The sequence below is a fragment of the Pseudomonas brassicacearum genome (assembly GCF_003732265.1).
In the GTDB taxonomy this organism is placed as follows: domain Bacteria; phylum Pseudomonadota; class Gammaproteobacteria; order Pseudomonadales; family Pseudomonadaceae; genus Aquipseudomonas; species Aquipseudomonas brassicacearum_D.
This window is the reverse complement of the sequence record NZ_MOBK01000165.1, coordinates 1-274: the sequence shown is the minus strand read 5'-3', so window position 1 is coordinate 274 and position 274 is coordinate 1. Positions and strand designations below refer to the sequence as shown.

The window sequence follows — 274 nt, the reverse complement described above, 5'->3', positions numbered from 1 at the left end:
AAATCGTTTTTCGACTCCAACAACGACGGGATCGGCGACTTTCCTGGCCTGATCGCCAAACTCGATTACATCGCTGACCTCGGCGTCAACCCTATCTGGCTGTTGCCGTTCTATCCCTCGCCACGTCGCGACGACGGCTACGACATCGCCGAATACCGCGGGGTGCACAGCGATTACGGGACCATGGCCGACGCCAAGCGCTTTATCGCCGAGGCGCACAAGCGCGGCTTGCGGGTGATTACCGAGCTGGTCATCAACCACACCTCCGACCAGC

General features: G+C 60.2%; 1 protein-coding gene. It reads left to right on the top strand.

Annotated features, from left to right (window positions below):
• On the top strand, positions 1–274 hold a 274-nt coding region (locus BK660_RS30605), incomplete at both ends, for an alpha-amylase family glycosyl hydrolase (RefSeq protein ID WP_259698554.1).